The 376-nt window shown below is 40.7% G+C and carries 1 protein-coding gene; it reads right to left on the bottom strand.

Annotated features, from left to right (window positions below; translation table 11 throughout):
* The coding region (locus CP357_RS10020) for an enolase C-terminal domain-like protein (RefSeq protein ID WP_304441174.1) at positions 1 to 376 on the bottom strand (376 nt) is incomplete at both ends.

Genomic DNA, 376 nt, shown 5'->3' on the forward strand with positions numbered 1-376 from the left:
AGTCATGGGGATCGATTGTTGGTACCGGTTCTTCAAAGTAATAAATTTTTAGCGGTAAGAGTCTATGTGCCAGTTGAATTGCAGATTCAACCCTTAAATTGGCATGGCAATCAAGAATTAATTGTTTATTTGGACCTAATGCCTGACGAACAGCAGCAGTTCGCTCATATGCTCGGTTTAATTGTTCTTGAGTTAGTAATCCACGTGATGAAAGGGTGGTATTATCCGTTTCTTGGTCTATGGGATCAAGCTTAATTGTCTGGTAACCATCATCAACCGCTCGCTTTGCAATCCGATAAAAGTCATGGGGAGTTTTAACATAGCGCGAAAAAGGTCCCCAGCCGTATTCAATATGACTAGCATAAGAGTGAATATG

Origin of the sequence: Lactobacillus sp. UMNPBX6 (genome assembly GCF_002553975.1) — a bacterium.
GTDB classification, from domain to species: Bacteria; Bacillota; Bacilli; order Lactobacillales; family Lactobacillaceae; genus Lactobacillus; species Lactobacillus gallinarum.